At 69.3% G+C, this 24,623-nt stretch carries 24 protein-coding genes; 18 read left to right on the forward strand and 6 right to left on the reverse strand.

Annotated features, from left to right (window positions below):
* The first annotated feature begins 99 nt into the window (after window positions 1–99).
* A complete protein-coding gene (locus J7E96_RS18455) occupies window positions 100–1,554 on the forward strand; it encodes an aminopeptidase P family protein (protein ID WP_215132872.1) in 1,455 nt (484 codons plus the stop codon).
* A 54-nt stretch (window positions 1,555–1,608) separates the two neighbouring features.
* On the opposite strand, the gene J7E96_RS18460 is transcribed toward J7E96_RS18455, so the two are convergent.
* The gene (locus J7E96_RS18460) at window positions 1,609–2,067 is read right to left on the reverse strand and encodes an ATP-binding protein (protein WP_215132736.1); all 459 of its coding nucleotides are present in this window, start codon (window positions 2,065–2,067) and stop codon (window positions 1,609–1,611) included.
* A gap of 180 nt (window positions 2,068–2,247) precedes the next feature.
* Here J7E96_RS18460 and J7E96_RS18465 point away from each other — a divergent pair, with 180 nt between their 5' ends.
* The 12 genes from J7E96_RS18465 (at window position 2,248) to J7E96_RS18520 (ending at window position 14,544) form a co-directional block, all read left to right on the forward strand.
* Entirely contained in the window at window positions 2,248–3,063 is an 816-nt protein-coding gene (locus J7E96_RS18465; protein ID WP_215132737.1) for a hypothetical protein, read from the forward strand.
* Between the two features lie 115 nt (window positions 3,064–3,178).
* Window positions 3,179–3,925 (forward strand): YcnI family protein, encoded by a 747-nt coding sequence (locus J7E96_RS18470; RefSeq protein ID WP_215132738.1) that lies wholly within the window; start codon window positions 3,179–3,181, stop codon window positions 3,923–3,925.
* 39 nt (window positions 3,926–3,964) lie between these two features.
* Window positions 3,965–4,624 (forward strand): SCO family protein, encoded by a 660-nt coding sequence (locus J7E96_RS18475; protein WP_215132739.1) that lies wholly within the window; start codon window positions 3,965–3,967, stop codon window positions 4,622–4,624.
* Complete coding sequence (locus J7E96_RS18480) at window positions 4,621–5,082, forward strand: copper chaperone PCu(A)C (protein WP_215132740.1); 462 nt, start codon at window positions 4,621–4,623, stop codon at window positions 5,080–5,082. The genes J7E96_RS18475 and J7E96_RS18480 overlap by 4 nt, the downstream gene beginning before the upstream one ends.
* Before the next feature lie 14 nt (window positions 5,083–5,096).
* Entirely contained in the window at window positions 5,097–7,013 is a 1,917-nt protein-coding gene (locus J7E96_RS18485; RefSeq protein WP_215132741.1) for a copper resistance CopC/CopD family protein, read from the forward strand.
* 5 nt (window positions 7,014–7,018) lie between these two features.
* Entirely contained in the window at window positions 7,019–8,290 is a 1,272-nt protein-coding gene (efeB, locus tag J7E96_RS18490) for an iron uptake transporter deferrochelatase/peroxidase subunit (protein ID WP_308296019.1), read from the forward strand.
* An 82-nt stretch (window positions 8,291–8,372) separates the two neighbouring features.
* Window positions 8,373–9,308 carry a prephenate dehydratase gene (gene pheA / locus J7E96_RS18495; protein WP_215132743.1) on the forward strand — a complete coding sequence of 312 codons (936 nt, stop codon included), beginning with the start codon at window positions 8,373–8,375 and terminating at the stop codon, window positions 9,306–9,308.
* Between the two features lie 540 nt (window positions 9,309–9,848).
* The gene (serS, locus tag J7E96_RS18500; protein ID WP_215132744.1) at window positions 9,849–11,126 is read left to right on the forward strand and encodes a serine--tRNA ligase; all 1,278 of its coding nucleotides are present in this window, start codon (window positions 9,849–9,851) and stop codon (window positions 11,124–11,126) included.
* Window positions 11,123–11,956, forward strand: coding sequence for an HAD family hydrolase (locus tag J7E96_RS18505; protein WP_215132745.1), 834 nt, complete (start codon window positions 11,123–11,125; stop codon window positions 11,954–11,956). Before serS ends, J7E96_RS18505 begins: the two co-directional genes overlap by 4 nt.
* 194 nt (window positions 11,957–12,150) lie before the next feature.
* Entirely contained in the window at window positions 12,151–12,825 is a 675-nt protein-coding gene (locus J7E96_RS18510; RefSeq protein WP_215132873.1) for a FadR/GntR family transcriptional regulator, read from the forward strand.
* Between the two features lie 35 nt (window positions 12,826–12,860).
* Complete coding sequence (locus tag J7E96_RS18515; protein WP_215132746.1) at window positions 12,861–14,171, forward strand: MFS transporter; 1,311 nt, start codon at window positions 12,861–12,863, stop codon at window positions 14,169–14,171.
* A 13-nt stretch (window positions 14,172–14,184) separates the two neighbouring features.
* On the forward strand, window positions 14,185–14,544 hold the full coding sequence (locus tag J7E96_RS18520) for a DUF488 family protein (RefSeq protein WP_308296020.1): 360 nt from the start codon (window positions 14,185–14,187) through the stop codon (window positions 14,542–14,544).
* Between the two features lie 51 nt (window positions 14,545–14,595).
* Here the strand turns inward: J7E96_RS18520 and J7E96_RS18525 are convergent, their stop codons facing one another.
* The 5 genes from J7E96_RS18525 to J7E96_RS18545 all read right to left on the reverse strand — a co-directional run bounded on the left by J7E96_RS18525 (window position 14,596) and on the right by J7E96_RS18545 (window position 19,189).
* Window positions 14,596–15,312, reverse strand: a complete 717-nt coding sequence (locus J7E96_RS18525; RefSeq protein ID WP_215132748.1) for a hypothetical protein — start codon at window positions 15,310–15,312, stop codon at window positions 14,596–14,598.
* Between the two features lie 268 nt (window positions 15,313–15,580).
* A complete protein-coding gene (locus J7E96_RS18530) occupies window positions 15,581–16,300 on the reverse strand; it encodes an ABC transporter permease (protein WP_215132749.1) in 720 nt (239 codons plus the stop codon).
* An 18-nt stretch (window positions 16,301–16,318) separates the two neighbouring features.
* Window positions 16,319–17,230, reverse strand: a complete 912-nt coding sequence (locus tag J7E96_RS18535) for an ABC transporter ATP-binding protein (RefSeq protein WP_215132750.1) — start codon at window positions 17,228–17,230, stop codon at window positions 16,319–16,321.
* On the reverse strand, window positions 17,227–18,174 hold the full coding sequence (locus J7E96_RS18540) for an ABC transporter permease (protein WP_251070093.1): 948 nt from the start codon (window positions 18,172–18,174) through the stop codon (window positions 17,227–17,229). The genes J7E96_RS18535 and J7E96_RS18540 overlap by 4 nt, the downstream gene beginning before the upstream one ends.
* Window positions 18,164–19,189, reverse strand: coding sequence for an ABC transporter ATP-binding protein (locus tag J7E96_RS18545; RefSeq protein WP_308296028.1), 1,026 nt, complete (start codon window positions 19,187–19,189; stop codon window positions 18,164–18,166). The genes J7E96_RS18540 and J7E96_RS18545 overlap by 11 nt, the downstream gene beginning before the upstream one ends.
* A gap of 218 nt (window positions 19,190–19,407) precedes the next feature.
* On the opposite strand from J7E96_RS18545, the gene J7E96_RS18550 reads away from it, so the two are divergent.
* From J7E96_RS18550 to J7E96_RS18570, 5 genes are all read left to right on the forward strand, one after another.
* Window positions 19,408–20,277 carry a M24 family metallopeptidase gene (locus J7E96_RS18550; RefSeq protein WP_215132751.1) on the forward strand — a complete coding sequence of 290 codons (870 nt, stop codon included), beginning with the start codon at window positions 19,408–19,410 and terminating at the stop codon, window positions 20,275–20,277.
* A complete protein-coding gene (locus J7E96_RS18555) occupies window positions 20,274–22,043 on the forward strand; it encodes an SDR family oxidoreductase (RefSeq protein WP_215132752.1) in 1,770 nt (589 codons plus the stop codon). The genes J7E96_RS18550 and J7E96_RS18555 overlap by 4 nt, the downstream gene beginning before the upstream one ends.
* Window positions 22,040–22,966 (forward strand): metal-dependent hydrolase, encoded by a 927-nt coding sequence (locus tag J7E96_RS18560; protein ID WP_215132753.1) that lies wholly within the window; start codon window positions 22,040–22,042, stop codon window positions 22,964–22,966. The genes J7E96_RS18555 and J7E96_RS18560 overlap by 4 nt, the downstream gene beginning before the upstream one ends.
* Before the next feature lie 25 nt (window positions 22,967–22,991).
* Window positions 22,992–23,939 carry a MerR family transcriptional regulator gene (locus J7E96_RS18565; RefSeq protein WP_215132754.1) on the forward strand — a complete coding sequence of 316 codons (948 nt, stop codon included), beginning with the start codon at window positions 22,992–22,994 and terminating at the stop codon, window positions 23,937–23,939.
* A 123-nt stretch (window positions 23,940–24,062) separates the two neighbouring features.
* Window positions 24,063–24,605 (forward strand): RNA 2'-phosphotransferase, encoded by a 543-nt coding sequence (locus J7E96_RS18570; protein WP_215132755.1) that lies wholly within the window; start codon window positions 24,063–24,065, stop codon window positions 24,603–24,605.
* The last annotated feature ends 18 nt before the right edge of the window (window positions 24,606–24,623 follow it).

Below are 24,623 nucleotides of genomic sequence, written 5' to 3' on the forward strand. Positions count from 1 at the left end.
TCACAGTCGCCCACAGCGCCCAGGGCCGTCTTCCCGTCGCACATACGATGGAGGGCGGTCCAGTGTCGTATCAAGGAGACAGTCGTGTCCGAAGAGCTCATGCCGGAGACCCCGGAAGAGACCGAAGAGCCGATCAAGCAGCGGAAGAACGGCCTGTACCCGGGCGTGTCCGACGAGCTCGCCGAGAACATGAAGTCCGGCTGGGCCGACACCGAACTGCACGGCCTGAAGCCGATCGCACAGGTCGGCCACACCGCCGACCGCCGCGCCGCACTCTCCGCACGCTTCCCCGGCGAGCGCCTCGTGATCCCCGCGGGCAACCTCAAGACCCGCTCCAACGACACCGAGTACGCCTTCCGCGCCTCCACCGAATACGCCTACCTCACCGGCGACCAGACGCAGGACGGCGTCCTCGTCCTGGAACCCCGTCCGGAAGCCGACGGCGGCCACGACGCGACGATCTACCTCCTGCCCCGCTCCGACCGCGAGAACGGCGAATTCTGGCTCGACGGCCAGGGCGAACTGTGGGTCGGCCGCCGCCACTCCCTCACCGAGGCCGAACAGCTCCTCGGAATCCCGGCGAAGGACGTCCGCGAACTGACCGCCGCACTGAAGGAAGCCACCGGACCCGTCCGCAACGTCCGCGGACACGACGCCGGCATCGAAGCCGCACTCGCCGACAAGGTCACCGCCGAACGCGACGAAGAACTGCGCGTCTACCTCTCCGAAGCCCGCGCCGTGAAGGACGCCTTCGAAATCGGCGAACTCCAGAAAGCCGTCGACTCGACCGTCCGCGGCTTCGAAGACGTCGTCAAGATCCTCGACAAGGCCGAAGCCACCAGCGAGCGCTACATCGAAGGCACCTTCTTCCTGCGCGCCCGCGTCGAGGGCAACGACATCGGCTACGGCTCCATCTGCGCCGCCGGACCCCACGCCACCACCCTCCACTGGGTACGCAACGACGGCGACGTACGCTCCGGCGACCTGCTGCTCCTCGACGCCGGAGTAGAGACCCACACTCTCTATACCGCCGACATCACGCGCACCCTGCCCATCAACGGCACCTTCACCGACCTCCAGCGCAAGATCTACGACGCGGTGTACGAAGCCCAGGAAGCCGGCATCGCCGCCGTGAAGCCCGGCGCCAAATACCGCGACTTCCACAACGCCTCGCAGCACGTACTCGCCGAGAAGCTCGTCGAATGGGGCCTCGTCGAAGGCCCCGTCGAACGCGTCCTGGAACTGGGCCTCCAGCGCCGCTGGACCCTCCACGGCACCGGCCACATGCTCGGCATGGACGTCCACGACTGCGCCGCCGCCCGCCGCGAGGCGTACGCCGACGGAACACTGGAACCGGGCATGTGCCTGACCGTCGAGCCCGGCCTGTACTTCCAGGCCGACGACCTCACCGTGCCCGCCGAGTACCGCGGCATCGGCGTCCGCATCGAGGACGACATCCTCGTCACCGAGGACGGCAACCGGAACCTGTCGGCCGGGCTGCCGCGCCGCTCCGACGAGGTCGAAGCCTGGATGGCGCGGGTCAAGCAGGGCTGACGTACGGCCCACACCCCCAGCCACGCGAGGGCGCGCCGCTCAGGACCAGGACCTTCAGGACACCTTGAGCAGCGCGCCCTCACGCCATTTCAGGATCTTGTCGAAACTGACCACCGCGCCGCGCCCCGGCCTGTTCCGGAAATGCACATGATCGGCCAGCTGCTCGATCAGGCACAGACCTCTGCCGTTCTCCGCCGAAGTGTGCGCCGGACGCAGATCAGCGCGACAACCCCGCCGTGAAGAGGGAAAGCCCGGCCCGGAGTCGGCGACCTCAATACGGCATTTCTCGCCGTCCAGATAAGCGGTCACGCGATATTCCGCGGAAGGCGTCCCGGACCGCTCGTCCCCACCGTGCTCGACCGCGTTCGCACAGGCTTCGCTGAGCGCGACCGACAGGTCGTAGGAGATGTCCGGATCCACCCCCGCCGTCTCCATGGTGCCGAGCAGAAGGCGGCGGGCGAGCGGGACGCTCGCGGCTTCGCGCCGCAAGTGGAGAGACCACCAGATGCTCATGCTCCAGCCTCCTGGCTGCGGCTCGACATACCGATACGTATTGCCGCAAGCAGCGCTTCATAAGCGTGGAGTGAACATGATTGCCCTCATTCGGCCGACGCGCGCACTCCTTACGCCGGTGTATACGCTCCTGGACCTGCCGTAGGAATGCTGTGAACGCGATGCGATGATGTCGAGGCCATGTCTACGTCCGACGCACGCGCCGGAGCCCGTCTGCGGCTGCTCAGGACCGCGGTCTTCACCGCGGTCTGCGTCGTGCTGTCCGCGACCGGACATGCCATAGCCTCCTGCGCCACCGTCCCCTGGTGGACGCTGGCACTCGGCTGCACCGCCGTATTCGGCCTGATCGCACCCTTCGCCGGACGCGCCCGCTCCATGCCCGCCATCGCCACCGCACTGGCCTCGGGACAACTCGCACTGCACACCCTCTTCGGACTCGGCCAGCACAACCCGGCCCTCGAAAGCGCGGCCACCGACACCTCGCTCCGCACCTTCGCCGCGAAACTCGTGTGCAGCGCCGGCGCACTGCCGCTCAGCACCGCCGAAGCACGCCGGATCATCACCGAAGCCGGCCTCGACCCCGCCTCCGTACACCAGGCGCAGCAGCACCTCACGCACACCGCACACGCCGCGGCACACCACACAGGAGCCGCCGAACCCGCCGCCGGGCTGCTGCCCACCCTCCCCATGCTGCTCGGCCACCTGCTGGCCGCCGTCGCCACCGGCTGGCTCCTGCGGCGCGGGGAAATCGCACTGTCCCGGCTGATCCTGCTGTCGGCCCACGGCGTCGCCGAAGGCGCGCTCGTACGGTCACTGCGCGCCGCCCTGGCCCTCGTACGGGCGCTGAACGCCGGCCCGCTCCCCGCGGCGCCCGCACAAGGCTCCCGCACACCCCACACCCCCTTCGTGACGCCACCGCGGCCGGCCGGCGAAGCACTCCAGCACACGGTGATCAGGCGCGGACCGCCCCCCGCGGCGCTCGTTCTCGCAGCCTGACGCGGCGCACTCTCCGGCGTAACACACGCACGATCACGGGAGCGGCGCCGCGATGCCGGTGCGCACCCGCGCACCGGAGCGTCATTCGCCTCTGCTCCGTGGAGTGTTCCCAGACATGAACGTTTCTCGTATCGCTGCCGTCTCCGTCGCCGGCGCCGCCGCTTCCACCGTCCTGCTGTTCGCGGGAACGGCCTTCGCGCACGTCGGTGTACAGCCCGTCGGCGCCGCCGAAAAGGGCGGCTACGCCACCGTCAACGTCAAGGTGCCCAACGAGCGGGACAACGCCTCGACCGTCAAGCTCGAAGTCTCCTTCCCCACCGACCACCCGCTGTCCTCCGTCATGCCGCAGCCCGTGCCCGGCTGGAAGGTCGACGTCACCAAGACCGAGCTCGACAAGCCGCTCAAGGTCCACGGCAAGGAGATCACCGAGGCCGTCTCCAAGGTCACCTGGAGCGGCGGCAAGATCGGACCCGGCCAGTTCCAGCAGTTCCCGCTCTCCCTCGGACAGCTGCCCGAAGACGCCGACCAGCTGGTCCTCAAGGCCGTCCAGACGTACGACAACGAGGAAGTCGTCCGCTGGATCGAAGAGCCCAAGGAGGGCGAGGAAGAGCCGCAGTCGCCCGCGCCCGTCCTCAAGCTGACCGAGCCCGCCGGAGACGACCACCACGGCGCCTCCGGCAAGGAAGCCGCCAAGGCCGACGCCGGCCCCAAGGACAACGCCGGCCACAAGAGCGAAAAGGCCGCCGACAGCGACACCACCAGCAGCGACACCACCGCCCGCATCCTCGGCGTCGTCGGCATCATCGTGGGCGTCGCGGGCGTGGCCTTCGGCGTACTCGCCGGCCGCCGCCGCACCGCCTGACACCAACTCCCCCCTCACGAACCACCAGGACATATCCACATGCGCAAGAAGACCGCGCTGACCGTGGCGGCGCTCGCCGCCACGGCCACGCTCACCCTGTCCGCGTGCGGCGGCAAGACCGACGGCGGCTCCAAGCCCGTCACCGACGTCTCCGCCACCGCCAACGAAAAAGCCGCGACCGTACTCGACCGGCCCTTCAAAAAGCCGGACCTCGTCCTCACCGACACCCACGGCAAAAAGTACGACCTGCGCGAACAGACCAAGGGCAAGCCGACACTCATCTACTACGGCTACACCAAGTGCCCCGACGTCTGCCCGCTCACGATGAGCAACATCGCCATCGCCTACAAAAAGCTCCCCCCGGCCGACCGGGACAAGCTCCAGGTCGTCTTCGTCACCACCGACCCCGAACGCGACACCCCCGAAGTGCTCGGCAAGTGGCTCAAGGGCGCCGGCGACCCCGCCTTCACCGGACTCACCGGCGACTTCCCCACCATCCAGGCCGGGGCCCGCCAGATGGGAATCGGCATCGACCCGCCCAAGAAGGAAAAGAACGGCACGGTCGTCTCCATGCACGGCGCCCAGGTCATCGCGTTCTCCCCGAAGACCGACGCCGGGTACGTCCTCTACAGCGAGGACACCTCCGCCGACGACTACATCAAGGACCTCCCCAAGCTCCTCAAGGGCGAGAAGCCGTGAAGCGCCGCCGCACCACCACCCTCGCCACAGCCCTGATCCTGGCCACGGGCCTCGTACTGACCGGCTGCTCCTCCGGGAGCGACGACAAGCCCCGGCTGAACATCAGCGGGGCCTTCATGCCCGAGCCCGTCATGGACGACATGGCCGCCGGCTTCCTCACCATCAAGAACGACAGCGACGTCGCCGACAAGCTCACCTCCGTCACCAGCGACATCGCGGGCCAGGTCCAGATCCACCAGACCAAGAACCAGAAAATGCAGGAGGTCACGTCCTTCGACATCCCCGCGAACGGCGAGCTCGATCTGGAGCGCGGCGGGAACCACATGATGTTCCTGAAGCTCAAGAAGAAGCCCAACCAGGGCGAGAAGGTGTCCGTGGAGCTGCACTTCGAGAAGGCCGGCCCCATCAAGGCCGAGCTGCCCGTGAAGGAGTCCACCCACAACCCCGCGAAGCAGTGAGGGACTGACACACCATGCCGGTAACCGCCCCGCGCTTCGGAGCAGCCGCAGTGATCAGGCTGCTGCTCATCACCACAGCACTCCTCGGCACCCTGCTCGCAGGAGCCGCACCCGCGTCCGCGCACGCCGCGCTCACGGGAAGCGACCCGAAGGACGGGGCGGTTGTCGCCACCGCGCCCAAGCACATCACCCTCACGTTCTCCGAAAAGATCGCTCTCGGGAACGACTCGATCCGCGTACTGGAACCGAGCGGGAAACGCTCCGACACCGGTGAAGTACGCGACATGAGCAGCGGAAGCATCGTCCAGTACGGCGTTCCCCTGCACCCAGGGCTGCCCGACGGCACATACACCGTCGCCTGGCAGGCCGTCTCCGCCGACAGCCACCCCATCTCCGGCGCCTTCACCTTCTCCATCGGCGCCCCCTCCAAGACCACCGTCGCCCTCCCCGAAGAGACCGCCGGCGGCGGCCTCGTCGGCGCCCTCTACGGCATCGCCCGCTACACCTCGTACGCCGGCTTCATCCTGCTCGTCGGCGGCGGCGCCTTCGTACTCGCCTGCTGGCAGCGCGGCGCCGGCGAACGGCCCCTGCAACGCCTCGTCGTACAGGGCTGGATCACCCTCACCGCCTCCACACTCGCCATGCTGCTGCTGCGCGCCCCCTACACGGGCTCGGGAAAGCTCGCCGACGCCTTCGACCTGAGCGGACTCAAGGCCGTACTGGAGACAAAGACCGGCGCCTCACTCGTCTCCCGGCTGCTGCTGCTCGGCGCGGCCGCGCTCTTCGTCGCCGTGCTGTTCGGCGCGTACGCCAAGAGGGACACACCCCTCAACGAAGAAGAGGTGAAGGAGAAGAAGGACCTCACCTTCGGGCTCGCCCTCGGCGGCGGAGTCATGGCCGCCGGGATCGCGGCCACCTGGGCGCTCTCCGAGCACGCGTCGACCGGCCTCCAGCCCGCCGTCGCGATGCCCGTCGACGTACTGCACCTGCTGGCCGTCGCGACCTGGCTCGGCGGCCTCGCCGCGCTGCTGGTCGCGCTCTACCGGGTGCCGGCCATCGAAAGCGGCGCCGTACGCAACTTCTCCCGCGTCGCCTTCGCGAGCGTCGCCGTACTGGCCGCGACCGGGACCTACCAGTCCTGGCGGCAGGTCGGCTCCTGGCCGGCACTGACCGGGACGGCGTACGGGCAGCTCCTGCTCGTCAAGATCGCCCTGGTCGCCCTCCTCGTCGGCATCGCCTGGATCTCACGGCGCTGGACGGGACGACTCGCAGAGAAGCCGGTCACCGAAGCGGCAGAGGCGGCCGCAGCCGACGAGGAGACGGCCGAGGAGCCCGAGCCGGTCACCGTCCCCGACGACCCCGCGCGGGCCGCCCAGCTCGCCCGACAGAAGGCCGCGGTGACCACCGCGCGCGTGAAGCGGGTACGGGACGCCGACCCCGGGCGGCTCGGGCTGCGCCGCTCCGTGCTGGCAGAGGCCGCGGTCGCCGTAGTGCTGCTGGCCGTGACGACCGCACTGACCAGCACCGAACCCGGACGCACCGAGGAGAAGGAGGCGGGGAAGAGCGAGACCTCCACCGCCGCCCCCACCGGCCCGGTCGACGTCCGTATCCCCTTCGACACGGGCGGCGAGGACGGCAAGGGCACCGCGAGGATCGAACTCGACCCGGGACGCTCGGGCGGCAACGCCCTGCACGTCTGGCTGGAGCGGCCCAACGGACGTGCCATGGACGCACCAGAAGTCAAGGTCGCGTTCACGCACAACGCCAAGGAGATCGGACCGCTGCCCGCCGCCCCCGACCGCATCTCCACCGGACACTGGAGTGCCAACGGGGTGCAGATCCCCCTGCCGGGGACATGGGAGATCGAAGTGACCGTACGCACCTCCGACATCGACCAAGTGACCGTCAAGAAGAACGTGAAGATCGGCTGACCGGCGTGAGCAACAACGACGTGAGCGACAACGGCATCTCCAGGAGGCGGCTCCTCGGCACCGCGGGCGCGGCCGGAGCCGCCGGCCTCGCCCTCGGCGCTACGGGCGGGGCAGGCGTGTACGCCGCGGCTGCCGGCTCCGGTACGCCCTCGGGCGCGAAGGCGCTGGCGTCGCTCGGCTCCACCACCGTCCCCTTCCACGGCGAGCACCAGGCCGGCATCACCACCCCCCTCCAGGCCCGCGGCCACCTCGTCGCCTTCGACCTCGCCCCCGGCGCCGGACGCAAGGAGGCAGCGGCGCTGCTGCGGCGCTGGTCGGCGGCGGCGCGCACGATGATGGCGGGCGAGCCGTTCGGGGACGCCGACACCGGGGTGGCGCTGGACGCGGGCCCCTCCTCGCTGACCGTCACCTTCGGCTTCGGACGCACCTTCTTCGGCCGTACGGGACTGAACGCGCGGCGGCCGGCGGCCCTCGACCCGCTGCCCGACTTCTCCTCCGACCACCTCGACGCGCGCCGCAGCAACGGTGACCTGTGGGTGCAGATCGGCGCCGACGACTCACTGGTCGCCTTTCACGCACTGCGAGCGATCCAGACAGAGGCCGGCGACGCCGCACGGGTGCGGTGGCAGATGAACGGTTTCAACCGTTCCCCGGGGGCGACCGCGCATCCCATGACAGCCCGCAATCTGATGGGACAGATCGACGGTACGGGCAACCCGAAGCCGTCCGAGGCCGACTTCGACCGGCGGATCTTCGTACCCGCGAACGCCACGGGAGCCGACGGGCCCGCGTGGATGGCGGGCGGCTCGTACGCCGTCGTACGCCGCATCCGCATGCTCCTCGACGACTGGGAGAAGCTGCCGCGCGGCGAACAGGAAACGGTCATCGGCCGCCGCAAGAGCGACGGAGCACCGCTGACGGGCGGCAGCGAGACCACCGAGCCCGACCTCGACAAGACCGGCCCCGACGGCAGACTCGTCATCGCCTCCAACGCCCACGCCCGTATCTCCGCGCCCGAGCAGAACGGCGGCGCGGCGATGCTGCGGCGACCGTTCTCGTACCACGACGGGATCGGTGAGGACGGGACGCCGGACGCCGGACTGCTCTTCATCTGCTGGCAGGCGGACCCGCTGCGCGGCTTCGTACCGGTGCAGCGCAAGCTCGACCGGGGGGACGCGCTTTCGCCGTTCATCCGGCACGAGGCGAGCGGGCTGTTCGCGGTGCCGGGCGGGGTGCGCGACGGGGAGTACGTGGGACAGCGGCTGCTGGAGTCCTGAGGGAGGGAGTGCGGCAGGGAGCGGGCGGGGCGGGCGGCGCGAGTACGCGCGGCTGCTTCGTACGGCGCATTAAGGTGACCGTATGTCGGCAACGCGCTATGCCTATCTCGGTCCCGAAGGCACCTTCACCGAGGTCGCCCTCCGTACGCTCCCTGAAGCCGCCACCCGGGAGCTCGTCCCGATGGTGTCCGTACCCGCAGCTCTCGACGCGGTACGCAACGGGGAGGCCGCGGCAGCGCTCGTACCGATCGAGAACTCCGTGGAGGGCGGGATCAGCGCCACTCTCGACGCGCTGACGTCCGGCGAACCGCTGATGATATACCGCGAAGTGCTGCTGTCGATCACCTTCGCACTGCTGGTGCGCCCCGGTACGCAGCTCTCCGACATCAAGACCGTCACCGCGCACCCCGCAGCCCAGCCGCAGGTGCGCAACTGGATGGCGGCGAACCTGCCGGACGTCCTGTGGGAGTCGGCGGCGTCGAACGCGGACGGCGCGCGGCTGGTCCAGGAGGGCCGGTACGACGCTGCTTTCGCGGGTGAGTTCGCGGCGGCGACGTACGGCCTGGTGCCGCTCGTCACCGAGATCCATGACGCCGTGAACGCGCAGACCCGCTTCGTGCTGGTCGGGCGGCCCGCGCGGCCGTCGGCGCCGACCGGTGCGGACAAGACGTCGGTGGTCATCTGGCTGGGCGACGACCACCCGGGTGCGCTGCTCGAACTGCTCCAGGAATTCGCGGTGCGCGGCGTCAACCTGATGTTGATCCAGTCGCGGCCGACGGGTGCGGGGATCGGCAATTACTGCTTCGCCGTGGACGCCGAGGGTCATATTTCGGAGCGGCGGGTGGGCGAGGCGCTGATGGGTCTCAAGCGGATCTGCCCGAATGTGCGGTTCCTCGGGTCGTATCCGCGGGCCGGTGTGACGCCCCAGGAGGTGCGGTCTTTGCGGCCCGGGACCTCGGACGCGGAGTTCGTGGCGGCTGCGGAGTGGTTGGCGCGGAGCCAGGACGGGCGGGCCTGACCGTTACCCACAGAAGTTATCCACAGGGCGGGTTCTCGACCTGGGGACAAGTCGACAACGTAACCCGACATCGTCGACAAATCTGTTCACAGACCTCTCTTCCGTCCACAGGACGGCAGGTCGGGCTCTGTCACCTCAATTCCATTGATCAACTCTTTAGAGCGAGTAATTCCCACCCGAATGAGCGTGTGAAGAGGGTTTGAGAGGGGAATCCTTCGCCCCTCATGCACCTTTCGGAACGATCTCTTCCGGCGTCCACAGATCTTTCGCACAGCCTGTGGATAAGTCTCTGGACTCGCCCATTCCTGTGGACAACCAGGTGCCAACTCCATGCCAACTCCCGCTTCAGACAAGGGGGAAGCGTCAACGGGGCCAGCACGAACTGCCCTGTTTCAGGGAATAGCGCCTGTTTTATTGACGCGCGTCGGCCGTGCCGAGGTGGCCGCTCAACAGGATTACCAATTAGGGCAATACGGGCAAAGCGTCATGCAATGCAATATCAAGTCGATCGGCGGAAGCGGTCGCAGGTAGCCTGGTGGGGTGATTGACCTTCGCCTGCTCCGTGAGGACCCCGACCGTGTTCGCGCCTCCCAGCGCGCCCGTGGAGAGGACGTCGCCCTCGTCGACGCCCTCCTCTCCGCCGACGAGCGGCGCAGGTCGTCCAGCGTCCGCTTCGACGAACTCCGCTCCGAGCAGAAATCGCTCGGCAAACTCATCCCCAAGGCCTCCGGCGACGAGAAGGCCGAGCTGCTGAGGAAGGCCGGCGAACTCTCCGCCGCCGTCAAGGCCGCCGACGCCGAGCAGGACGAGGCGGCCGAGGAGTCCAAGCGGCTGCTGCTCCAGCTCGGCAACATCGTGCACCCCGACGTCCCCGTCGGCGGCGAGGAAGACTTCGTCGTACGGGAGACCATCGGTACCGCGCGCGACTTCGCGGCCGAGGGCTTCGAGCCCAAGGACCACCTTGAGCTCGGCGAGGCACTCGGCGCGATCGACGTCGAGCGCGGCGCCAAGGTCTCCGGCTCGCGCTTCTACTACCTGACCGGCATCGGCGCGCTCCTGGAGCTCGCCCTCGTCAACGCGGCGATCGCGCAGGCCACCGAGGCCGGCCTGATCCCCATGCTGACGCCGGCGCTGGTGCGCCCGCGCGCCATGGAGGGCACGGGCTTCCTCGGCCAGGCCGCCGAGAACGTGTACCACCTGGAGAAGGACGACTACTACCTGGTCGGCACCTCCGAGGTCCCCCTCGCGGCGTACCACATGGACGAGATCATCGACGCGGAGAAGCTGCCGCTGCGGTACGCCGGCTTCTCGCCCTGCTTCCGGCGCGAGGCCGGGACGTACGGGAAGGACACCCGGGGCATCTTCCGGGTGCACCAGTTCGACAAGGTCGAGATGTTCTCGTACGTCGCCCCGGCGGACGCCGAGGCGGAGCTGGAGCGGCTGCTGGCGTGGGAGAAGCAGTGGCTGTCGTCGCTGGAGCTGCCGTTCCAGGTGATCGACGTGGCCAGTGGTGACCTGGGTTCCTCGGCGTCGCGCAAGTACGACTGCGAGGCGTGGATTCCGACGCAGGGCAAGTACCGCGAGCTGACGTCCGCGTCGAACTGCCTGGAGTTCCAGTCGCGCCGGCTGTCGATCCGCATGCGCGACGGCAAGAAGGTGCAGCCGCTCGCGACGCTGAACGGCACGCTGTGCGCCGTACCGCGCACGATCGTGGCGATCCTGGAGAACCACCAGCAGGCGGACGGTTCGGTGCGGGTGCCTGAGATCCTGCGGCCGTACCTCGGGGGACGAGAGATCTTGGAGCCTGTCTCCAAGTGAGCACCGCTTCCCGGCCGTTCCCGCACAAGCCGTTCCCGTACAAGCTCGTCGCGACCGACCTCGACGGGACGCTGCTGCGCTCCGACGACACGGTCTCTGCCCGTACGCGCGAAGCGCTCGCCGCCGTCACGGCGGCGGGCGCGGCCCACATCGTCGTCACGGGGCGCGCGGTCCCCTGGACCCGGCACATCCTGGACGATCTGGGCTACGAGGGCCTCGCGGTCTGCGGCCAGGGCGCGCAGGTCTACCACGCCGGTGAGCACCGGCTGCTGACCTCGGTGACGCTCGACCGGCAGCTGGCCGGGCTGGCACTGTCCAAGATCGAGGCGGAGGCGGGCCCGCTGGCGCTCGCCGCGAGCCGCGACGGCCTGGACGGCGAGGTGCTGGTCGGGGCGGGCTACCGGGTGCAGGAAGGCCCGCTGCCGTACGTCGCGTTCGAGGACCCTTCCGAGCTGTGGTCGGCGCCGCTGAACAAGGTCTACATCCAGCACCCGGAGCTGGACGACGACGAGCTGGCGCGGATCGCGCGCCAGACGGTCGGCAACCTGGTCGACGTGGTCATGGCGGGTCCCGGAGTGGTGGAGCTGCTGCCGCTGGGGCTGAGCAAGGCGACGGGCCTTTCACTGGCGGCGCGGCGGCTGGGGCTCAAGGCCTCGGACACGATCGCGTTCGGCGACATGCCGAACGACATCCCGATGTTCGGCTGGGCGGCGCACGGCGTGGCAATGGCCAACGCGCATGACGAGCTCAAGGCCGTGGCGCAGGAGATCACGGCGTCGAACGACGGGGACGGCATCGCGGTCGTCCTGGAACAGCTGCTGAGCGGCTGAGGTCCAGTCCTCTCACCGTGGTGAGTGTTGGCCGGGTCGGCACGTCACCGGCCAACACCCTCCCCCGTGAGTGGTGCGTCACCCAGTGTGCCCGCGTCTGCCGAGCGGCGCCACTGTATTTCCCGACTTGTAGGATGACCGGGCAACCAGGATGGGCAACCGGCCCAAAATTCTCCTATGAGTCGGAGGCGGACATGGCGCTGCGGGCGGCGGGACGGCAGTCCCTGGTGGACACCGTCGTGGACCAGTTGCGGTCCCAGCTCGCCGAGGGCGAGTGGGCGGTGGGCGACCGCATCCCGACCGAGCACGAGCTCGCCGAACAGCTCGGCGTAGGCCGCAACACCGTGCGCGAGGCGGTGCACGTGCTGGTGCACGCCGGGCTCCTGGAATCGCGACAGGGCAACGGCACCTTCGTACGATCGGCCGCCGACCCGGCGGCGGTCCTGCGCGGCATGCGGCACGCGGGCGTACTCGACGTACTGGAACTGCGGGTCGCGCTGGAGGCCGAGGCGGCGCGGCTGGCGGCCGTACGACGCGACGAGGCGGACCTGCGCGCGCTGCGCCACGCCCTCGCCGACCTGCACGAACAGGGCGACCGGGCCGCGGATGCCGACCTCGCGTTTCACCTCGGCGTCGTCGAGGCGACGCACAACGCCGCGTTCACCGAGGTCTACCGCTTCTTCTCCACCCAGGTGCACGAGACGCTGATCACCGCGCTCGGTGACCACGAGATGCCGCCGATCGACCTCGCCGCGCACGGGGCGCTGCTCGACGCGATCGAGAACGGGGACCCGGTGGCGGCGGAAGGGGCGGCGCGGGCTGTGCTCCAGGTGCCGATCGATGTGGTGACGGCCCTGACCACCCGCTGATTTCTCCAATCGTCCCTTTCTGAAAGGTGTTTGCCTTGCCACGCCCGGATTCCGATCAACTCCTCCTGGACGCCGGGGCCGGCGTACGGACGTCGGCTCAAGGAGTGGCCGCGAGAAGGGCGTTGCTCGCCCGTCCGGTGGTGCTGCTGATCGGAATCGTGCTCGCTTCGGTCAACATGCGGGCGGCGCTCGCGAGTGCGTCGCCGCTGGTGAGCGAGATCGGCGAGGCGTTCGGGCTGTCGTCGACGGCGACCAGCCTGGTGACGGCGGTGCCGGTGCTTTTCCTCGGGGTGGGTGCGATGGTGGCGCCGTGGCTGGGGCGGCGGTTCGGCACTGAAGTGGTTTTGTTCTGCGCGCTGTTGGTGCTGGGCGCGGGGATTGTGGTGCGGGTCGTTCCCACCGTGACGGCGCTGTTCGCGGGCAGCCTGCTGATCGGGCTGGCGATCGCGCTGCTCAACGTCCTGATGCCGGGCCTGATCAAGCGCGACTTCCCGGGCAGGGCGGCCTCGATGACGTCGGTCTACACCGGCGCGATGATCGCGGGCGCGACGGTCGCGGCAGCGGCGTCGGTGCCGCTGGAGAGGGCGTTCGGCGGCAGCTGGGAGGCGTCGCTGGCGTTCTGGTCGCTGCTCGCCGTGGTCGCGGCGGTGGCGTGGCTGCCGCAGGTGCTGATCGCCTGTGGCCGTACGGGACATGAGATACGGGGTGTCATACCGGCGGGCAGCGACCGTACCCGCGGCCGTACCCGCATCCGCATCCCCGACCGCGTACGCGTACGCAGCGTGTGGCGGTCGGCGCTGGCGTGGCAGGTCACGCTCTTCATGGGGCTGCAGTCGCTCTGGACGTACGTCCTGATCGCCTGGCTGCCGACGATCTTCACGGACCACGGAATGAGCCGCTCCGCCGCCGGCGTCGTCTTCGCCTTCAACAACCTCATCCAGGTCGCGGGCGCGTTCGTGGTGCCGCTGCTGGCCGGACGTATGCGCAGCCAGCGCCCTCTGATCGTGCTGGTCACGACCTTGGTCGCGGCCGGTTACGCCGGCCTGATGACCGCCCCGGTGTCGGGTGCCTGGCTCTGGGCCGCGGTGCTCGGCGTCGGGCAGGGCGGTGCGGTGGGCCTGGCCCTGACGCTGATCGTGCTGCGCTCGGGCGACGCGGTGACGGCTGCCCGGCTGTCCGGGATGGCGCAGACGGTGGGCTACCTGCTGGCCGCGGTGGGCCCGCCGGCGGCGGGCGCGGTGTACGAGGCGACCGGAGGCTGGACGCTGCCGATCGCCCTGATGCTGGGGGTGTGCGCGGCGGCCCTGGTGGTGGGTCTGTTCGCGGCGCGCGACCGGAAGGTGTAGCAGGGTGGTCCTTGTGACCAAACCTGATGTCCGAGTGCGCAGGGTGTACGAGCCGCCGTCCGCCGACGACGGTACGCGCGTCCTGGTCGACCGGCTGTGGCCGCGCGGCCTGAGCAAGGAGACGGCGGAGGTCGACGAGTGGCCGAAGGCCGTCACCCCGTCGACGGAACTGCGCCGCTGGTACCACGGGTTTTCCGGCGAGTTCGAGGAGTTCGGCCGGCGTTACGAGTCCGAGCTCGCCGGTCCCGAAGCGGCCGCGGCCCTGGAGGACCTGCGTACGCTCGCGAAGGCGGGCCGGATCACGCTGCTGACCGCCGCCAAGGACCCGGAGCGCAGCCACACCGCCGTACTGCGGCGGCTGCTGCTGCGCTGACCTGAGAGTGGCCGGGGGTAGTGGCCGGAGGTCCTCGACGGCGGCCGGTTATCAGCTGCGCTTACGCCGGTGGCTGCGCTCCAGGGCGCTCAGCCGGAGGGAGACGTCGTCCAGCCTGCGGTCCATGCGGTGCTCCATGCGCCGCATGTCGTCGGAAAGATCGCAGAGCCGGTTGCTGATGGCGCCGACGACCTGGTTGGTGGTTTCGAGCCGCCGGTCGAGGCGGTCGAGCCGTACCGAGATCCCGTTGATGACGGGGCCCAGCTCCTGAAGCGCGCGCCCCACCGTGCCGAGGTGGGACTCGACCTTGGTGACGCGCCGGTCGAGCGAGGCGTCGCCCGCGCGCCAGCCGTTCTCCTCGGCATCGAGGAGGTACGTACGGACGCACCGGGCGATGTCGCTGTCGCGAAGAAGCATCGCCACGTTGAGGACGGCCCGGCGGGTGTAGAGCGTGAGATTCGTGGCCGCCTGTGGATAACTTGTCCCCAGGTTGTCGCTCCAGAGGGACAAGATGTCCCTCTGGAAGATGCGCAGGTCATCGCCTCGCAGTACTTGCAACCCGTTCTCGTTGAGTTCCTCCCGATGGCGCTGGACGACCTTCTTCAGTACCTCTGTGGATACTTCGAAGTACCGCGCCACGTCCTCTGTGCGGACGTAAATTCCGTCCGGGAGCATGACAAGCGCCTTGACCTTGTCGAGGACGTCTACGCGCCCCTGATGCTCGTCGCGCATCGCGCGCGATTCGAGCAGGGTGAGTTCCGATGGCATGAGCATGCCTTCTGTTCGTGAAAGCCGACGATGGACAGCCCTGTCCCCGGGCTTTTAGGGGCGGAGGACGCTCAAGGTGGCTACAAACTCTGGTGACCGGCCCGGATCCGTTCCAGTACCGGCAATCCCCAAATTCACGAACGCTCGACGTCTCAGATTCCCATTGCCTCCACGCACGGTGAACAACGAGCCGATAAACGTACAGTTACGCGGAAAACGCCTCAACCCCCGCCCATGGGGCGGGGGTTGAGGGAAGGAAGCGCTCCGTTTACGCCTCGCCGGCCAGCGTGAGCGTGCGGAGTTTCTGGCCCGCGTACCACGCGGCCGCCACCGTGACCGCCGCCAGCAGCACCGCCGCCGTCGGCAGGGCGACGTCCGAGGTGATCGTGCCGTTCACGCCGATGCGTTCGGCCACGGACAGCGCCCACTGCTGGACGCTGAGCGTGCGCGCGCCCGGCACGAGACTGCCGAAGAGCGTCTCCCAGACCAGCGCGTAGACGAGGCCGAAGACCACCGCGTGCCGGGTGACCGTACCGAGCAGCAGGAACATCGCGCTGTACGCGATGGAGGCGACCAGCGCCGCGACCGTGTAGGCGATCGCGATCTGTCCGCCGTTGCCGTTGAGGATCAGGCCGGCGATGAAGGTCGGGATCGCGGAGAAGGCCATCGTCACGGCGATCGCGACGATGAGCTTGGTGAAGATGATCGTGGGCCGCTTCACCGGCTTGGCGAGCAGATAGACGATCGAGCCGTCGTCGATCTCCGGACCGATCGCCCCGGTGCCCGCGATCACGCCGATCAGCGGAACCATCGTGGCCATCGCGAAGCCGCCGAGGACGTCGGAGGCGATCTGGTCGTCCGCTCCCGTGAGCAGCCGTACCGCGCTTGCGATGACGATCAGCAGCGCGGGGAGAACGAAGAGGATGGCGGCCCTGCGGCGGCCGAGGAGGGCCCGGTAGGTGAGCCGGGCGACTGTGGGTTCGTACATGATCGCTTCAAGCTCCTTTCAGGCCGCTACGAGGTAGGAGAAGACCGATTCGAGGGACTCGTCGGAGGGCGAGACCGTCAGCAGCCGGATGCCGTGCGCGCGGGCGACCTGCGGGAGCAGTGCGGTGAACCGGCCGAAGTCGACGGCCTGGATGCGCAGCGCCCCCTCCGCCATGTCCACTTCGATGCCGGCCGTCGACGGGTCCGCGATCAGCGCGGCGGCGAGGGCGCGGTCGTCGCTGGACCGTACGAGATAGCGGTGCGGGCGGTCGGTCATCAGGCGGCGGATCTTGCGGAAGTCGCCGGAAGCGGCGTGCCGTCCGGCCACGATCACCTCGATGTGCGAGGCGAGCTGCTCGACCTCCTCCAGGATGTGGGAGGAGAAGAGGACCGTACGGCCCTCCGCGCCCATCCGCCGCAGCAGCTCCATCAGCTGCATGCGCTGGCGCGGGTCCATGCCGTTGAACGGCTCGTCCAGGAGCAGCACCGACGGGTCGTGGACGAGGGCGGAGGCCATCTTCACGCGCTGGCGCATGCCCTTGCTGTACGTCGCGATCTTGCGGTCCTGCGCGGACTCCATCTCGACGGTCGCGAGCGCCTTCTGCGCCGCTTCCGCGGTGAGGCCGTGCAACTCGGCGTTGGCGACGACGAATTCGCGTCCCGTGAGGAAGTCGTACATCGCTTCCCTCTCGGGCACGATTCCGATCTCCTTGTAGACGGACTCGTTGCGCCAGATCGGCTTCCCGTCGAGGGTGACGGTGCCGGTCGAGGGGGCGAGGAAGCCGCCCATCATGTTGATCAGGGTGGACTTTCCGGCGCCGTTGGGGCCGAGCAGTCCGGTCACGCCCGGAGCGACGCGCAGTGTGATGTCGTTGACGGCCACCACGTTGCCGAACCAGCGGGAGGCGTGGTCGATGTCGATCGTGGTCACAGCCCGACCTTTCGGTAGCGGCGCATCAGCACGGCGTACGAGCCGCAGATGAGCGCGAGGACGGCGAGCAGGTAGACCACGCCACTGCCGGCTGAGGGGCCTTCCCCTCCGGGGAAGGCTGAGGTGGCTCCGAGGAAGGCGGTCTGTACGCCGTCGATGAGCGTGACGGGCGAGAAGAGCCCGAGCCACTCGACCGCCCCGGTGGAACCCTGGTCCCAGGCGATCGCCTGGACGGTGGACACCGCGCCGTACGAGATCGTCAGTACGGCGATGACGGCGGCCACGCCGAAGCCGCGGCGCGGGGTGAGGGCGGCCATGACCAGGCCGAGGCCGGCGAAGAGGACGGACAGCAGTGCCACGGACACCAGCCCCTGTGCGAACGCCTTCGTCTGGTCGGCGAAGTCGAATTCGGCGAGCAGCGCACCGGCGTACAGGATCACCAGGGGGGTCGCCGTGAGGATGAAGAGGGCCGACGCCATCGCCGCGAACTTGGCGAGGACGTAGTCGGCGCGTTCGATGGGGCGTGAGAAGTACAGCGAGACGCTTTTGAAGCGCAGGTCGCGCGATACGGACTGCGGGGCCTGGGAGGCCAGGTAGAGGCCGATGACGGCCTGCATGACGATCGCGTAGCGCGTGTACTTCACCGGCAGGTCGGTCATGGTGGGGACGGAGACGGCGACCGCGACGATGATCGCGGCGACCAGGCACATCACCGCGAAGAGGATCATCGGCAGCACCTTGGACTTGGCGCTGCGGCCCAGTCCGTACGCGCCGCGCAGGGACTGCGAGAAGAGCGAGCGGCGTGCGTACGCCCGGCCCAGGCGGGGTCCGTCGTACGACCGGTAGCCGATGTTGTGGATACGGGCCGGGTCGGTGCCCGGGGTGCCGGTGCCCGGGGTTCCGTTGCCCGGTGTGCCGTTCGGTGTCGTGAGGTCAGCTGCCATCGCGGCTGTCTCCCTTCTGAGGCATGGCGGCTGCGACGGGCTCACGCGCCCCGCCGGCTGCGTCTGTGCCTGCTTCCGCGTGTTCGTTGGTGCGGAAGACCTCCGCGATGTGGTGGCGGCGCTGTTCCATCCGTACGAGCCCGATTCCGAGGTCGGCGACGGCGTCCCGCACCAGGTCGTACGTCTGCTCACCCGTCGCTTCGACTAGCAGGACGTGGCCCGCGCCCGGCAGGCCGTCCTCCGCGCTCGCGTGGAGCGTCAGCCCCGCGGCGGTGAGGGCCTCGCGCAGGGCGCGCGTACCGTCCGGATGGGTGTCGCTGTCCGTCACTTCGACCGCGAGCGTGGCCGTGTTCTGCGTGAAGTCGCTGGTGGAGCTGGAGCGGAGCAGCCTGCCGCCGTCGATGACGACGACGTGGTCGCAGGTGCGCTCGAGCTCTCCGAGGAGGTGCGAGGTGACCAGGACCGAGATGCCGAAGTCGGTGTAGACGCGGCGGATGAGGCCGAGCATCTCGTCGCGGCCGACCGGGTCGAGGCCGTTGGTCGGCTCGTCGAGGAGGACCAGTTTCGGGTCGTGGACCAGTGCCTGGGCCAGCTTCACGCGCTGCTTCATGCCGGTCGAGTAGCCGCCGATGGGCCGGTAGCGCTCCTCGTAGAGGCCGACGTGGCGCAGGGTGTCGGCGGTGCGCTCGCGGGCGGCGGTCGGCGGAAGGCCCGACATGCGTGCCATGTGGACGACGAACTCGGTGGCCGAGACGTCGGGTGGCAGCGCGTCGTGTTCGGGCATGTAGCCGACCTGCTCGCGGATGGCGCCGCCGCTGGTGGCGACGTCCAGGCCCAGCACGGCAGCGGTGCCCTCCGTGGCGGGGGACAGACCCAGCAGGATCTTGATCAAGGTGGACTTGCCGGCTCCGTTGGCGCCCACCAGGCCGGTTACACCGGGTCCGATGTCCAAGGAGAGCCGGTCAAGAGCGGTCACCCTCGGGAACCGCTTGCTCAGGCTTTCGGTCGCGATCACAGTCACGTTTTGAAGGTAGTGGCGCGGACCACAGCACGCGTCAGACCAGGCGGCTGGATCGGTGTCCGACTCAAGGCGTACGGGCCCGTAGGGGGGCGGCGGTCCGGAGGGAAGTTTCCACAGGTAACACCCGCCCCCTTGACGTCGCCGCCGGGCATTGTCACATTCATCAGTGTCAAGTTACGTACGCGTACCGCAACACGGGACGGACAGGTGGCATGGCTTCAGCAGCAGTCTCAGCAGCGTCTGCGTCGCAGAGTGAACGCGCCGCGCAGCTGCGGGGGTTCCGGGAGGTGCAGCGCCTCGCCTACGCCTGCGCGGAAGCCGTCGCGGCCCAGCTCAAGCCGGGGGTGACGGAGCGCGAGGCGGCGCGGATGCAGCGCGACTGGCTGCGCGAGCGGGGCGTGAAGGACTGGTTCCACTTGCCCTTCGCCTGGTTCGGGGACCGTACGGCCTTCGTGAACTTCCGGGTGCCGTTGCAGTTCTTCCCGACGAACCGGCGGCTGGAGCCGGGAATGCCGTTCATCCTCGACATGGCCCCGGTCTACAAGGGGTTCACGTCGGACATCGGCTATTCGGGGTGCCTCGGCCTCAACCCCGTGCACGACAAACTCCTCGCCGATCTCGAACCGCACCGCGAGCTGATCCTGCGCGAGGTGCGCGAGCGGCGGCCGCTGCGCGAGATCTATGAGGACGTCGAGCGGCTCATGGCCCGCCAGGGCTACGCCAACCGGCATCGCGCGTATCCCTTCGGCGTCATCGCCCACAAGGTCGACCGGGTCAAGGAGCGCCGCTGGTCGCCGCATCTCTTCGGGTTCGGCACGCAGTCGCTGAAGGGGCTGGCGAGCGATGCCCTGCACGGTCACCGCGACGGCTGGTCGCCGCTGTGGAGCCCGTACAAATTCTCCGACCATCCGCCCCAGCCGGGCTTGTGGGCGGTCGAACCGCACCTCGGATTCCGGGGTACGGGCGCCAAGTTCGAGGAGATTCTGGTGGTGACGGACTCCAAGGATCCGGAGCAGAGCGCGTTCTGGCTCGACGACGATCTGCCGCACGTGCGGCGCTGGGCAGAGGAGAAGTCGGCGTGAGTATCCAGGGAGCCACCGAGCGGTGGGTGCGTACGGGCGGAGTCGAGCTGTGCGTCGCCGAGCTGGGCGACGCGGCGCGGCCGACCGTACTGCTGGTGCACGGCTATCCGGACAGCAAGGAGGTGTGGACGGAGGTCGCCGGCCGGCTCGCCGAGCACTTTCATGTGGTGCTGTACGACGTGCGGGGACACGGCCGGTCGACCGCGCCCAAGCCGCTGCGTGGCGGTTTCACGCTGGAGAAGCTGACGGACGACTTCCTGGCGGTCGCGGACGCGGTGAGCCCGGACAGGCCGGTGCACCTGGTCGGGCACGACTGGGGGTCCGTGCAGGCCTGGGAGTTCGTCACGGTCAAGCGGACCGAGGGCAGGATCGCCTCCTTCACGTCGATGTCCGGTCCTTCCCTGGACCACTTCGGGCACTGGATCAAGAAGCGGATGGCGCGGCCGACCCCCCGCAGGGCCGCCCAGCTGCTCGGGCAGGGCGCCAAGTCCTGGTACGTGTACATGCTGCATACGCCCGTGCTGCCGGAGCTGGCCTGGCGCGGCCCGCTCGGCAAGCGGTGGCCCAAGATCCTCCAGCGGGTGGAGAAGGTGCCGGCCGGTGACTATCCGACGGCGTCCCTGCCCCAGGACGCGGCGCACGGCGCCTGGCTCTACCGCGACAACGTCCGCGCCCGGCTGCGCAGGCCGCGCGCCGACGCGTACGCCCACGCCCCCGTCCAGCTGATCACGCCGACCGGCGACATCTTCCTCTCGGAGCGGCTGTACGACGACCTGGGGCAGTGGGCGCCGCAGCTCGTGCGGCGCTCGCTGCCCGCCAAGCACTGGGTGCTGCGCACCCGCCCCGACCAGCTGGCGGCGTGGATCAGCGAGTTCGTCACGGGAAATGAGGACACGGCGGCAGGGGTGGCGCCCAGGGACCCGGTGGCGAGCGGCCCGTACGCCGACCGGTTCGGCGGCCAGCTCGTCCTGGTGACGGGCGCGGCCAGCGGCATCGGACGCGCCACCGCCTACGCGTTCGCCGAGGCCGGCGCGCGGATCGTGGCCGTCGACCGGGACGCGGAGGGCGCGGCCCGTACAGCGGAGATGGCCCGGCTGATCGGGGCCCCGAAGGCCTGGGCCGAGACGGTCGACGTCAGTGACGAGCAGGCGATGGAGAAGCTCGCAGAGAAGGTCGCCACCGAGTACGGCGTCGTCGACGTCCTGGTGAACAACGCCGGGGTCGGCATTTCCGGCTCGTTCCTGAACACCACCTCGGAGGACTGGAAAAAGGTCCTGGATGTGAACCTGTGGGGCGTCATCCACGGCTGCCGCCTCTTCGGCAAGCAGATGGCCGACCGGGGCCAGGGCGGCCACATCGTCAACACCGCGTCGGCGGCGGCGTACCAGCCGTCAAAGGTCCTGCCCGCCTACAGCACCTCGAAAGCGGCGGTGCTGATGCTGAGCGAATGCCTGCGGGCGGAATTCGCCGGCCAGGGCATCGGGGTCAGCGCGATCTGCCCCGGGCTCGTGAACACCAACATCACCTCGACCGCGCGGTTCGCCGGGGTCACGGTGGCCGAGGAGAAGCGCAGGCAGCAGAAGTCGGCCCGCCTGTACGGGCTGCGCAACTACCCGCCGGAGAAGGTCGCCGACGCGGTCCTGAAGGCCGTCGTACGCAACCAGGCGGTCGTGCCGGTGACGCCCGAGGCGCGCGGCGCCCACTTCCTGTCGCGCTTCGCACCGAAGACGCTGCGTGCGATAGCCAGGATGGAGCCGCCGCTGTGAGCACCGACGAGCGCGCTGAGCTCCATCAAAAGCATGCCATCACCCCGCGCCGGGTCTCCTTCGACTGGCGCGAGACGCCGCTGCACTGGATACCGGACGAGCCCACGGCCACGCACGTGATCAATGTGCTGCATCTGCTGCTGCCGGCGGGGGAGCGGTGGTTCGTCAGGGTCTTCAGGGAAGCGCTGCCGCTGGTCCGTGATCCGCAACTGCTCAAGGACGTCAAGGGGTTCATGGGGCAGGAGGCGACGCACAGCGTGCAGCACGCGTATGTGCTGAACCACCTGGCCGAGCAGAACCTGGACACCGGCGCGTACACGAAGCATGTGGACTTCCTCTTCGAGAAGCTCCTCGGCGAGGTGCCTCCCTTCGGGCTTCCGATACCGGAGCGGGAGTGGCTGCGCTTCCGGCTGTCGCTGGTCGCCGCGATCGAGCAGTTCACCGCGGTCCTGGGGAACTGGGTGCTGCACGCCGAGGGACTGGACCACGCCGACCCGGACCCCGTGATGCTCGACCTGCTGCGCTGGCACGGCGCCGAGGAGGTCGAGCACCGGGCCGTGGCCTTCGACATGTACCAGCACTGCGGGGGCACGGGGCTGCCCCGGTACGTCCGCCGCGCCGAGGGAATGGTGGTGGTCGCCCCGGTGCTGCTGTGGCTGTGGGCGTGGGGAGCGGCGTATCTCATACGCCACGATCCGCAGCTCGCCGGCCGGCTGCGGTACTCGCTGCGCGAGCACAACAGGGCAGTCGCCAAGGGCCTGCTGCCGACCTGGCGCGGGCTGGGCGCCGCGATACCGCGCTACTTCCGGCGGTCGTACCATCCCTCGCAGGAAGGCTCGCTGCGCAAGGCCGTCGAATACCTCGCGACCTCGCCCGCGGCCCGTGCCGCGGCGGGGGCGGTGGGACGGGCGGCGATGTCATAGGTGAAACAGACGAGGGAGTGAAGGCGTGAGCGGGTCCGGGCAGCCGGCAGCCGAGTACCGGATCGAGGACCTCGCGCACCTCAGTGGTGCCACGGTCCGTACGATCCGCGCCTACCAGGACCGCGGGCTGCTCCCCAAGCCGCAGCGGCGCGGCCGGTCCAATGTGTACGGGGACACGCATCTGGCCCGGCTCCACCAGATCGCCGGCCTCCTCGACCGGGGCTACACCCTGGCCAGCATCAAGGAGCTGCTGGAGGCGTGGGACGCGGGGAAGGGGCTCGGCGGGGTGCTCGGACTCGTCACCGAGGTCGCCGGTCCGTGGACGGACGAGGAGGCGGACCGGATCTCGCGCGCCGAACTGGACGAGCGGTTCGGCGGGAAGCCCGACGACGCCGCGGTCGACGAGGCGGTGGAGCTCGGGGTTCTGGAGCGCGTTCCGGGCCGGGAGGACGAGTTCCTGGTTCCCTCGCCACAAGAGCTGGCTGTGGCTGCGGAGTTGCACGCGGCGGGCGTTCCACTGCCCGCGATCTCGGGTCATTTGCGGGAACTTCGCGGGCAGGTTGAGCACATCGCCGCGCGTTTCCTGGAGTTCACGACCGAGCATGTCTTCGCCCGGTACCTCGGTCACCGGCCGCCCACGGACGCGGACGCGGCCGAGGCGGCGACGCTGGTGCGGCGCCTGAGGCCGCTCGCCCAGCAGACCGTCGACGCGGAACTCGCCCGCGCCATGCGGCTGTTCGCCACCCGCCACCTCCAGCAGCACCTCGGTGCGGAGGCGCCGCCCGTGGCGGACCCGGAGTCCGCCACTGTGACGATCCCCGAGGAGACAATGCGCGCTGTACGTCGGCTGGTTGGTCCCGGCAATGCCGCGGCCTTCATCGCAGCGGCGACTGAACGGGAGGTGCAGGCCAGGACATTGGATGCGTTGGCCACAAGTCACCTCAAAGCGGGAGGAGTTGACCAAACGTCCTGAAATTCCATGTGAGTTGTCCACAGCACCGTCAAATCCCTTGTGGAAAAGCCAAGTTGGCTGTGGATCAAACCCGGACGCTCAAATAAGTGGCGTGATGCTCGTCTCGCCGGGCACTGTGACCCGATGGACGAAAGACGCACCACGAAGGTCTCGAAGTACCTCTCGAAGCATCTGCGGCATCAGCCCGAACGGATCGGGATCACGCTCGATGAGAACGGCTGGGTGGCGATCGACACCCTCCTCCGGGCCGCGGCCGCGCACGGCTTCCCCATCACCCGCGCGGAACTCGACCACGTCGTCGCCGTCAACGACAAACAGCGCTTCGCGGTCGACGGCCCCCTGATCCGCGCCAGCCAGGGGCACACGGTGGAAGTCGACCTGGGGCTCCCGGAGGCCGAACCGCCGGCGTACCTCTACCACGGCACCGTCACCGGCAGCCTCGAAGCGATCCGGGCCGAAGGCCTGCGCCCCATGGCCCGGCACGACGTCCACCTCTCACCCGACCGCGAAACCGCCACCCGCGTCGGCGCCCGGCGCGGCCGCCCCGTCGTCATCACCGTGGACGCCGGGGCCATGTACCGCGCCGGCCATGTGTTCCGGGTGAGCGCCAACAGCGTATGGCTCACCTCGTCCGTACCGCCGGAGTACCTGCGCTTCCCGCGCTGAGCTCCGTCCGCCCTGTCG

Origin of the sequence: Streptomyces sp. ISL-96 (assembly GCF_018614035.1) — a bacterium.
Lineage (GTDB): Bacteria > Actinomycetota > Actinomycetes > Streptomycetales > Streptomycetaceae > Streptomyces.

Excerpts from the sequence above, each read along its gene's own strand:
- J7E96_RS18455 (WP_215132872.1), top strand. The coding sequence starts at position 100 with ATGCCGGAGACCCCGGAAGAGACCGAAGAGCCGATCAAGCAGCGGAAG.
- J7E96_RS18475 (WP_215132739.1), top strand. The coding sequence starts at position 3,965 with ATGCGCAAGAAGACCGCGCTGACCGTGGCGGCGCTCGCCGCCACGGCC.
- J7E96_RS18485 (WP_215132741.1), top strand. The coding sequence starts at position 5,097 with ATGCCGGTAACCGCCCCGCGCTTCGGAGCAGCCGCAGTGATCAGGCTG.
- J7E96_RS18550 (WP_215132751.1), top strand. The coding sequence starts at position 19,408 with ATGGCTTCAGCAGCAGTCTCAGCAGCGTCTGCGTCGCAGAGTGAACGC.
- J7E96_RS18470 (WP_215132738.1), top strand. The coding sequence starts at position 3,179 with ATGAACGTTTCTCGTATCGCTGCCGTCTCCGTCGCCGGCGCCGCCGCT.
- J7E96_RS18540 (WP_251070093.1), bottom strand. The coding sequence starts at position 18,174 with ATGGCAGCTGACCTCACGACACCGAACGGCACACCGGGCAACGGAACC.
- J7E96_RS18460 (WP_215132736.1), bottom strand. The coding sequence starts at position 2,067 with ATGAGCATCTGGTGGTCTCTCCACTTGCGGCGCGAAGCCGCGAGCGTC.
- J7E96_RS18525 (WP_215132748.1), bottom strand. The coding sequence starts at position 15,312 with ATGCCATCGGAACTCACCCTGCTCGAATCGCGCGCGATGCGCGACGAG.
- J7E96_RS18530 (WP_215132749.1), bottom strand. The coding sequence starts at position 16,300 with ATGTACGAACCCACAGTCGCCCGGCTCACCTACCGGGCCCTCCTCGGC.
- J7E96_RS18510 (WP_215132873.1), top strand. The coding sequence starts at position 12,151 with ATGGCGCTGCGGGCGGCGGGACGGCAGTCCCTGGTGGACACCGTCGTG.
- J7E96_RS18465 (WP_215132737.1), top strand. The coding sequence starts at position 2,248 with ATGTCTACGTCCGACGCACGCGCCGGAGCCCGTCTGCGGCTGCTCAGG.
- J7E96_RS18570 (WP_215132755.1), top strand. The coding sequence starts at position 24,063 with ATGGACGAAAGACGCACCACGAAGGTCTCGAAGTACCTCTCGAAGCAT.
- pheA (WP_215132743.1), top strand. The coding sequence starts at position 8,373 with ATGTCGGCAACGCGCTATGCCTATCTCGGTCCCGAAGGCACCTTCACC.